The 9,837-nt window shown below is 43.5% G+C and carries 8 protein-coding genes and 3 tRNA genes (1 of these 11 cut by a window edge); 5 read left to right on the top strand and 6 right to left on the bottom strand.

The window, feature by feature from the left end:
* From ACED29_RS09940 to ACED29_RS09915, 6 genes are all read right to left on the bottom strand, one after another.
* Positions 1–21, bottom strand: a tRNA-Gln gene (locus tag ACED29_RS09940) (it extends 154 nt beyond the left edge of the window).
* Between the two features lie 45 nt (positions 22–66).
* Positions 67–151: transfer RNA gene (locus ACED29_RS09935), tRNA-Leu, on the bottom strand.
* Between the two features lie 43 nt (positions 152–194).
* Positions 195–271, bottom strand: a tRNA-Met gene (locus tag ACED29_RS09930).
* A gap of 216 nt (positions 272–487) precedes the next feature.
* Positions 488–1,579: a redox-regulated ATPase YchF gene (gene ychF / locus ACED29_RS09925; protein ID WP_124017819.1), complete on the bottom strand. Its 1,092-nt coding sequence runs from the start codon at positions 1,577–1,579 to the stop codon at positions 488–490.
* A gap of 77 nt (positions 1,580–1,656) precedes the next feature.
* On the bottom strand, positions 1,657–2,244 hold the full coding sequence (gene pth / locus ACED29_RS09920; protein ID WP_124017818.1) for an aminoacyl-tRNA hydrolase: 588 nt from the start codon (positions 2,242–2,244) through the stop codon (positions 1,657–1,659).
* A gap of 217 nt (positions 2,245–2,461) precedes the next feature.
* On the bottom strand, positions 2,462–3,685 hold the full coding sequence (locus ACED29_RS09915; RefSeq protein ID WP_259396201.1) for an FAD-dependent monooxygenase: 1,224 nt from the start codon (positions 3,683–3,685) through the stop codon (positions 2,462–2,464).
* A 529-nt stretch (positions 3,686–4,214) separates the two neighbouring features.
* Between ACED29_RS09915 and miaB the strand changes: the two genes are divergently transcribed.
* The 5 genes from miaB (at position 4,215) to lnt (ending at position 9,829) form a co-directional block, all read left to right on the top strand.
* On the top strand, positions 4,215–5,639 hold the full coding sequence (miaB, locus tag ACED29_RS09910) for a tRNA (N6-isopentenyl adenosine(37)-C2)-methylthiotransferase MiaB (RefSeq protein WP_371697575.1): 1,425 nt from the start codon (positions 4,215–4,217) through the stop codon (positions 5,637–5,639).
* A 168-nt stretch (positions 5,640–5,807) separates the two neighbouring features.
* Positions 5,808–6,872, top strand: a complete 1,065-nt coding sequence (locus ACED29_RS09905) for a PhoH family protein (protein WP_182698670.1) — start codon at positions 5,808–5,810, stop codon at positions 6,870–6,872.
* The gene (gene ybeY / locus ACED29_RS09900; protein WP_182742006.1) at positions 6,869–7,339 is read left to right on the top strand and encodes an rRNA maturation RNase YbeY; all 471 of its coding nucleotides are present in this window, start codon (positions 6,869–6,871) and stop codon (positions 7,337–7,339) included. Before ACED29_RS09905 ends, ybeY begins: the two co-directional genes overlap by 4 nt.
* Before the next feature lie 45 nt (positions 7,340–7,384).
* Positions 7,385–8,263: a CNNM family magnesium/cobalt transport protein CorC gene (gene corC, locus ACED29_RS09895; protein ID WP_124017814.1), complete on the top strand. Its 879-nt coding sequence runs from the start codon at positions 7,385–7,387 to the stop codon at positions 8,261–8,263.
* Positions 8,264–8,266: 3 nt separating this feature from the next.
* Complete coding sequence (gene lnt, locus ACED29_RS09890; protein WP_182722451.1) at positions 8,267–9,829, top strand: apolipoprotein N-acyltransferase; 1,563 nt, start codon at positions 8,267–8,269, stop codon at positions 9,827–9,829.
* Positions 9,830–9,837 lie beyond the last annotated feature (8 nt).

The following is a 9,837-nucleotide window of genomic DNA, read 5'->3' as shown; positions in this document are numbered from 1 at the left end:
TTACCGCTTGGCGATATCCCAATCAAACTTTTTGAAACATCCGCCTAAGCCAACATCTCTAATAAATGGTACGGAAGGAGAGACTTGAACTCTCACACCTTGCGGCACCAGAACCTAAATCTGGCGTGTCTACCAATTCCACCACTCCCGCACAACACTCTAGTTTAACATCTTGAGCAGATGGGTAAGAAATATGGTAGCAATAGCGGGACTTGAACCTGCGACCCCAGCATTATGAGTGCTGTGCTCTAACCAGCTGAGCTATATTGCCACTATTTCTTGCAATCCCTCTTGGCGAGGAACGGGGCGTATTATGCTTATTCAGGTTATCTAGGTCAACTGGTTTTTTTCGCTATTTTCATCAATTCGTCTTGTTCGGCTATAACTTCACCAAACTGAATGCCGAATCGACAAAATAAAGCCAATTAACTGACTAAAATATCCTTTACGCCCCTTATTATGATTTTTTACTTAATCTAAATGCTGCTTAGACATTAAATAAGAAATGCATCACATCGCCATCTTTAACAACGTAGGTTTTACCTTCGACACGTAATTTACCGGCATCTTTGGCTCCCGCTTCACCTTTGTAGGTAATAAAATCTTGATATGCCATCACCTGCGCACGAATAAAGCCACGTTCAAAGTCGGTGTGGATAACACCAGCAGCTTGTGGTGCTGATGCGCCAACAGGTACTGTCCATGCACGTACTTCTTTCACACCAGCAGTAAAATACGTTTGCAGATTTAATAATTCATAGCCTGCACGGATCACGCGGTCTAAACCAGACTCTTCGATACCTAAGTCAGTCATAAACTCGGCGCGGTCATCAGCTTCCATTTCAGCGAGTTCTGACTCAATCGCAGCGCACACAGGCACAACCACTGCATTTTCTGTTGCCGCAATAGCACGCACAACATCAAGATGAGGATTATTTTCAAAACCGTCTTCAGCCACGTTAGCTATGTACATGGTCGGCTTTAAGGTTAAAAAGTTTAGGTACGCAACTGCGGCTAATTCTTCTTTGGTTAATTCTAATGAACGTAGCATTTTAGCTTCATCTAATGCTGGGCGCATTTTTTCAAGCACTGCAACTTCAAATTTGGCATCCGCATCGCCGCCTTTAGCGCGTTTAGCTTGACGAAAAATAGCCCGTTCACAGGCATCTAAATCGGCTAGGGCTAATTCGGTGTTAATCACTTCAATGTCGCCAGCAGGGTCAATTTTATTGGCTACGTGAACAATGTTTGGATCTTCAAAACAACGTACCACATGACCAATAGCATCGGTTTCGCGAATGTTAGCTAAAAATTTGTTGCCTAAACCTTCACCTTTCGATGCACCAGCGACTAAACCGGCGATATCAACGAATTCCATAGACGTCGGCAAAATGCGTTGAGGTTTGACAATGGCAGCTAACGCGTCGAGACGTGAGTCAGGTACAGGTACCACTCCGGTGTTTGGCTCAATAGTACAAAACGGAAAATTTGCCGCTTCAATCCCTGCTTGTGTTAACGCATTAAACAACGTTGACTTACCTACGTTTGGAAGACCAACAATGCCGCATTTAAAACCCATATGCTTACCTTTATATATGTAGAATTATCCCATTGGATAATGATGTCGAAAGGGTGTTAAAACAAAACTAGCCTGGCTTATTCTGCTTTGAACGAATGTAATCTGTGCATAGCTTTCGCCATGTCTTGGTTAAATAAAATCTCGGTGGAACGAACCGCTTCATCAATCGCCGCATTTATTCGCTCTTGCTCTACCGCAGGTGCCCTGCCCAGTACGTAGCCGCTGACTTTATTTTTATCGCCTGGATGACCAATGCCAATCCGTAAACGATGAAAGTTCTTGTCGTTGCCTAAGCTAGCAATAATGTCTTTTAAGCCATTATGACCACCATGGCCACCACCTAATTTGAATTTAGCCACGCCCGGTTCCATGTCAAGCTCATCATGGGCAACCAATATTTCTTCAGGCAGGATACGGAAAAAGTTAGCTAACGCTGCCACAGACTTACCGCTTAAATTCATATAGGTTGTTGGGATCAGCAAGCGCACGTCTTTACCGTGTAAAATAGCCCGAGCTGTGACGCCAAAGTATTTACTCTCTGGTACTAATTGAACACTGCAAATGCGTGCCAGTTCTTGCACGTACCATGCACCAGCGTTATGGCGAGTTTGCGCGTATTCAGCACCCGGGTTTGCCAACCCGACAATCAATTTAATGTTACTCATCACAACCTAGTCAGTTTCTTAGCAAACACTATTGCTAAATGCCTTCATGGGGTACATCAAAATACACATGATGCAAAACGCGGCATTTTATACCAATTTCACTCATAATGTAATCATTCAAAGCCACTCAAGCCTTAGCGTTAATCATGTCCCCATCAAGTTTTGCGTGCGGAGCAATAACGCAAACCCAAAAAGCCGAACTGGGTTAGCGAAGAGTTTAAGTCAATCCAAGGGCATACTTGAGCACTTTTCGCTTTAATGGTGAGTCGATATTTGCCAATTTCAATGCACCATTACGCAGCAGTTTTAACGGTAATAAATCATTGCTAAACCCCGCATAAAAAGCATCCATCGCGGTCATCATCAGTTGATTATCGTAATAACGCGCTTGCTGATATCGCTTTAGCACAGGCGTGTGCCACCATATTTCCCCACTGCCAATGGCATTGGCAATCTGAGCTACCAGCACATCAACATCTTTGAAGCCAATATTAACTCCTTGGCCAGCTAATGGATTAATCGTGTGGGCGGCATCACCAATAATCACTAAATTATCTTGGTAGTAACCTTGGGCATGTCGGCGAGTGAGTCTAAAGCTACCTCTATTCTCAACCGTGAAATTAGGATCTAAACGCGGCGGAAAATGCTGCCTGATTTGTTGTGCTAATTGCAGATCATTAAGTTGTGATAATTGTTTGATGCGATTGGCATCGTCGTACCAGACTAATGACGCATGATTCCCAGGAAGCGGCAATAAGCTTCTTGGCCCAGCAGGGGTAAATTGCTGCCAGGTTACTGATTGCTGTGGGGTTTGAGTACTGATATTAATTAGCATCGCCGACTGCGCATAATCCCAGCCAGTGACACCAATACCAGCCCATTGACGAACTTGCGAATGAGCACCATCGGCGCCAATCAATAATCTTGTCGTGATTTTATCGCCATTATCAAGCTCAATACTCACTTGCTGACTATCACTTAAACGGCCAAATTGGGTCACTTTATGCGGACATAATAAGGTGACATTATCCATTCTCCGGATTTGCTGCCATAGGCTTAATTGAATTAACCGATTTTCAAAAAAGTAGCCTAAGTGCGCTTGACCCACTTGTTCTGCGCTAAATGCCGTAAGGCAATCGTCGAGCTCCCATGTTTCTAAGCCAGTATATGGCGCATGGCGCATCAACAACAGCTCATCCATGGCACCAAGACGGGTTAATAATTGTTCAGATGCAACACTGACTGCAGACACTCGCACATCTAATGGCTGTTCTACATCATAAGGCTGCGGTTGACGGGACTCTATCACCGCCACGCTAAGTCCTAATTGACCTAATCCAATCGCGGCAGCCGCACCGACCATTCCGCCGCCCACGACCACAACATCATAATGAGTCGCATCGCCAGTAGCGTTCGTTGATGTGAGTGAAGCATCTTGCATTGTGTTTACATCCATAAATAGTGAAATGAGTTTATGTTCAATATAACAGCCAATGAAAAACGAATTAACTGAACCTCTGTTGGGCATTAATAATCATTATTAACCTATACGCGATGACATCCATAATGGCTTACTTGGCGGCACATTAGCTTGGCAACTAGTGCTATCACCCTTTAGCGGTGAAAAATCACATCTACAATTGCTGAACGACGCCCCCATGAGGGCGATAAAACAGACCAAAATAAAACCATGACGATGGTGCATGCTAATGGTTCGATTATGCCCTAGATCAATAAACCACGGAAATGTAGCGAGGCTTTAATCGTAACTTAAGCCTAAATAGCCACTGAATGCGATGTTTACTCGTTATAACTTATCAAGTTTAATCCAAACGAATAGTCATTACTATTTTTAAGGCTATTGCAAAATTTACATTCAAATGCGTGAAACTTGCACTAATACTAGCCAGACCGCCTGACAACAGGTAAAATGTCGCGCTATTTTTACTGTGATTTACTGGCGAGCACTGATGAGTAAAAAACTTCATATTAAAACCTGGGGCTGTCAAATGAATGAGTATGACTCATCAAAGATGGCTGATTTATTAGACGACTATCAAGGATATACCTTGACCGATGACGCAAGCGAAGCAGATGTACTGCTGCTTAATACTTGCTCTATTCGTGAAAAAGCACAGGAGAAGGTGTTCCATCAGCTAGGGCGTTGGAAATCTTTAAAAGATAAAAATCCTAATTTAATTATTGGGGTGGGTGGTTGTGTTGCCTCGCAAGAAGGTAAAGCCATTAAAGATCGCGCTCAATGTGTTGATATTATCTTTGGCCCGCAAACTCTGCATCGCTTACCTGAGATGATTGAACAAATTCAACGTGGCGAAAAAGCCGTGATTGATATCAGTTTCCCTGAGATTGAAAAGTTCGATCGCCTGCCAGAACCTCGTGCAGACGGTCCAACGGCATTCGTGTCCATTATGGAAGGTTGCAGTAAATACTGCTCTTTCTGCGTGGTGCCTTACACCCGTGGTGAAGAAGTCAGCCGTCCATTAGATGACGTGATTCTTGAGGTGGCTCAATTAGCCGCTCAAGGCGTACGTGAAGTCAATTTACTAGGCCAAAACGTTAACGCTTATCGCGGTGCCACTCATGATGATGAGATATGTACCTTTGCGGAATTATTGCGCCTAGTGGCCTCAATTGATGGTATCGACCGTCTGCGTTTTACCACCAGCCACCCGATTGAATTTACTCAAGACATTATCGATGTCTATGCAGATACGCCTGAATTGGTGAGCTTCCTGCATTTACCTGTGCAATCAGGTTCAGATCGTATTTTGACCCAAATGAAACGCGGTCACATGGCGATTGAATACAAGTCGATTATTCGTCGTCTGCGTAAAGCCCGTCCTGATATTCAAATCAGCTCTGACTTTATTATTGGTTTCCCTGGTGAGTCAAAGGACGATTTTGCCGACACCATGAAACTGATTGAAGATGTCGGTTTTGACCACAGCTTTAGCTTTATCTACAGCGCACGCCCTGGTACACCAGCAGCAGACTTACCAGATGATGTTAGCGATGAAGAAAAGAAGCAGCGTTTAGCCATTTTACAAGACCGTATTACTCAACAAGCAATGCGCTATAGCCGTCATATGTTAGGCACGGTTCAACGTATTTTAGTCGAAGGTCCATCAGTAAAGAATCCAATGGAGCTTCGTGGTCGTACTGAAAACAGTCGTGTGGTTAACTTTGAAGCCGCGCACACTCACATCGGCAGTTTTGTTGATGTGAAAATTGTTGATGTTTATACCCACTCATTGCGCGGTGAATTTGTCCGCGGTGAAGATGAAATGGATTTACGTCGCAGTTTACATCCGGCTGATATTTTGGCTAAACACAAGCAAGATGACGCATTAGGTGTAACCCACTTTAAGCCATAATCAATGTTTGTTGTTTAAACGATATTAAAGGCGGCTTGTCCGCCTTTAATTTTGTCTAAAATTAGGCTAATTATGGTAATTCAATGCAGAGGCTCGTAAACTGTCATTACTGTAGTATGGCATTTACAAGCCATTATTTTTGTCCTAATTCGACACCTGGAGCCTTATTTGACCACTAAAGTCACCACCATGAATTTGTATCTAGAACCTGCAGATACTCGCCGCCTCGTGTCATTATGCGGCCCATTTGATGACAACATCAAACAACTTGAACGCCGATTAGGCGTTGAGATTGTCCATAAAGACAACCATTTTACGATTGTCGGTTTGCCACGTAATGCCCTCAATGCCAATAATTTGTTACGTCAGTTATACATTGAAACTCAAACCGTCAAAGGTAGCACTCCGGACTTAGAACCTGAAGTGGTTCATTTAGCCATTCAAGAAGCGATTAACCTTGAGGCGGAACAAGACAACGACGACACGAGTATTCATATAAAAACTAAACGTGGCGTGATTAAACCTCGTACACCCAATCAAAGTGTGTACATGCATAACATTACTCGTCACGACATCAGTTTTGGTATTGGCCCAGCCGGTACCGGTAAAACCTACCTTGCAGTTGCTGCGGCAGTTGATGCCTATGAACGTCAAGAAGTGCGCCGTATTCTATTAACGCGTCCAGCGGTTGAAGCAGGCGAGAAACTCGGTTTTTTACCCGGCGATTTAAGCCAGAAAGTCGATCCTTATCTACGCCCTCTTTACGATGCTTTGTTTGAAATGATGGGTTTTGAGAAAGTTGAAAAGTTAATTGAACGCGGCGTGATTGAAGTGGCCCCACTGGCTTATATGCGCGGCCGCACTCTTAATGATGCGTTTATTATTTTAGATGAAGCGCAAAACACTACGGTTGAACAAATGAAAATGTTCTTAACCCGTATTGGATTTAATTCGCGCGCGGTGATCACCGGTGATATCACCCAAATTGATTTACCCCGTAGTCAAAAGTCTGGTTTGCGTCATGCCATTGAGGTTCTCAGCAAAGTATCTGAAATCAGCTTTAACTTCTTTGTCGCCCAAGATGTGGTTCGCCATCCTGTTGTAGCAAGAATTGTTGAAGCGTACGAAGCGTTCGAGCAACAAGAACAACTCGAAAAAGCGGCCAAAGAGCAAGCTTATCGTGAACGTGAGCAAAAACGTCAATTACTTGAAAAAGAAGCCAGCCCTCAATGAGTCAGCCCATGATATCACTCGATCTTGACCTGCAAATTGCAGTGAACAATCTGAATTTACCGACTCAAGCAGAATTTGAAACTTGGGTACGTACCGCGGTAGGGCAGACAATGCCTGAAGTGGAATTAACGATTCGCATTGTTGAAGTAGCTGAAAGTCAGCTACTCAATTTAACCTATCGCGGTAAAGACAAACCGACCAACGTGTTGTCATTCCCGTTTGAAGCACCACCTGAGGTTGAATTGCCATTATTAGGTGATCTGGTTATCTGTGCACACGTGGTGGAACAGGAAGCCATTGAGCAAAATAAACCGCTAAACGCACACTGGGCACACATGGTCATACACGGCTGCTTGCATTTGCTGGGTTATGACCATATTATCGACCAAGAAGCCGATGAGATGGAGTCATTAGAGACCCAACTTGTTGAAGGCTTAGGTTTTACAAACCCCTATAAGGAAGCATAAATAAACAAGGAATATCTTATAGATAGCCCTGTTTAGGTAAATATTATGAGTGACGATATCCCCCCGAGTACAAACGCCCACAAGAAAACCTGGTTCGATAAAATTAACCAGCTATTTCAGGGCGAACCTCAAAATCGCGAAGATTTAGTTGATGTGATTGCAGGTGCCGAAATGCGCGACCTCATTACAGAAGACACACGCGAAATGATTAAAGGTGTATTAGAGGTTTCTGACCTTCGTGTGCGCGACATTATGATACCAAGAGCGCAAATTGTTACCATTCAAATAGACTCGACCGTCGATGAGTTTTTAGAAATTGTCATGGATTCAGGTCACTCTCGCTTCCCGGTTGTTAATGAAGATAAAGATCATATTGAAGGCATTTTACTGGCTAAAGATTTGATCAAATACGGCTTCAAACAATCTGATGAAAACTTTACTCTTGCCCAAGTTATACGCCCTGCAGTGGTGGTACCTGAAAGTAAAAGAGTCGACGTACTACTCAAAGAATTCCGTTCGCAACGCTACCACATGGCCATTGTTGTCGATGAATATGGTGGGGTATCAGGCTTAGTGACGATTGAAGATATTCTCGAAGAGATTGTCGGTGAAATTGAAGATGAATTTGATCACAACTCGGTTGAAGACACTGAAATTAAAAAGCTCAGTAACACAGTATTTATGGTCAAAGCGCTCACTGAAATTGAAGATTTTAACGAAGCGTGTGGCACCAACTTCAGCGATGAAGAATTTGATACCGTTGGTGGCATGGTGTCGCATGCATTTGGCCACTTACCAGAACGTAATGAAAGCATCGTGATTAATAATATTGAGTTCAAAGTGATTAACGCTGATAACCGCCGTTTGGTGCAACTTCGTGTTAAACTGCCAGACCCTAATATTAGTGAAGAATTCGACGACTAAATCGTGCTAAAAACTCAATCTCTATACTCTTCTTTGAGTATTGTCCGTCTGGTGGCGGCATTTATTGCTGGCGCCAGTACGGCATTATCGTTTGCGCCTTATGAAATTTGGGCCATATTTCCTTTAGCATTAAGTTTTGCTCTATGGCAGAGCCAGACATTAACCGCTAAACAAAGTTTATATTACTGGCTCAGTTTCGGTTTTGGTTGTTTTGCAATTGGCATTAGCTGGGTGCATGTCAGTATTGATACTTTCGGCGGCATGCCGATTTTTGTATCGATAACGTTAATGGCGATCCTGGCAATGTATCTGGCGATTTATCCCGCCATAGCTGGATATTTACTCAGCAAGTTATCTCGCACATCTAAATACACTTTAAATCCCTACTTCACTTATCTTGGTCTATTTCCAGCATTATGGGTCCTAACAGAATGGCTACGCGGCTGGGTATTTACAGGTTTTCCTTGGATTTGGGCCGGCTACAGCCAAACATTAGGCCCGCTAAGTGAATTAGCCAGTTTTATTGGTGCCTTGGGGCTGAGCTTTATCGTCGCATTGGTGGCGGGCTCTTTAATACTATTAACCCAAAAACGCATCTTCCCTGTGTTGGTTATATTACCGATTTTGGCATTGAGTGCGTGGGCTGCACCATTACTCAACCCTATTTCTACCAGTGGCAAAACCGTTAAAGTGGCATTAGTACAGGGCAATATTCCCCAAAGTATGAAGTGGGAACCCGATGCATTGTGGCCAACCATGCTGAAGTACATGGACATGACCCGCGAGCAATTTGATGATGCGTCCAGTGTCGATATTGTTATTTGGCCAGAAGCCGCCATTCCAGCACCAGAAGCCATGGTGGAAGACTTTCTAATGGATGTCAGTAAAGTGGCCAGCATTAACAACACGGCAATTGTTACCGGCATTATTAGCCACCAGCAACAAGACTTTTTTAACTCATTAATCGTCCTCGGTAATTATCATCAAAAGCACCAACAAAGCGCTGACTACATTGGTGATGGCAGTAACCAGTTTAAAAAACATCATTTATTGCCTATTGGTGAATTTGTCCCGTTTGCCAGTTTATTACGCCCTATCGCACCATTTTTTAATTTACCGATGTCATCTTTTCAACGAGGTGACTATACCCAGCCTAATTTAGTCGCACTCGGTTACCATATCGCTCCGGCAATTTGTTATGAAATAGCCTTCCCAGAACAAGTAAGGGCGAGTGTAACCGACGAAACAGATATGCTGCTTACCGTATCAAACGATGCTTGGTTTGGTGCGTCAAATGGCCCATTACAGCACATGGAAATAGCGCAGATGCGCGCCATTGAAATGGGTAAACCACTATTGCGGGGGACCAATAATGGCATTACTGCCGTCGTTGACCCACACGGACGTATCACCGATGCGATTCCTCAATTTGAAGCCGGAGTACTTGTGACCAATATTCAACTGTTTCAAGGACAAACTTGGTTTCGAAAGATAGGTCAATTACCCTTACTGATACTGTGTGGCTTGTTAGTATTATTGGGTGTAATAAACTATTTACGTAAATAATGGCTAAT

Origin of the sequence: Shewanella sp. 5S214 (assembly GCF_041439795.1) — a bacterium.
Lineage (GTDB): Bacteria > Pseudomonadota > Gammaproteobacteria > Enterobacterales > Shewanellaceae > Shewanella > Shewanella vesiculosa.
Note: the sequence above shows the minus strand (reverse complement) of the source record. Positions and strands in the feature narration are given on the sequence as shown.

Excerpts from the sequence above, each read along its gene's own strand:
- ACED29_RS09915 (WP_259396201.1), bottom strand. The coding sequence starts at position 3,685 with ATGCAAGATGCTTCACTCACATCAACGAACGCTACTGGCGATGCGACT.
- ychF (WP_124017819.1), bottom strand. The coding sequence starts at position 1,579 with ATGGGTTTTAAATGCGGCATTGTTGGTCTTCCAAACGTAGGTAAGTCA.
- pth (WP_124017818.1), bottom strand. The coding sequence starts at position 2,244 with ATGAGTAACATTAAATTGATTGTCGGGTTGGCAAACCCGGGTGCTGAA.
- corC (WP_124017814.1), top strand. The coding sequence starts at position 7,385 with ATGAGTGACGATATCCCCCCGAGTACAAACGCCCACAAGAAAACCTGG.
- miaB (WP_371697575.1), top strand. The coding sequence starts at position 4,215 with ATGAGTAAAAAACTTCATATTAAAACCTGGGGCTGTCAAATGAATGAG.
- ybeY (WP_182742006.1), top strand. The coding sequence starts at position 6,869 with ATGAGTCAGCCCATGATATCACTCGATCTTGACCTGCAAATTGCAGTG.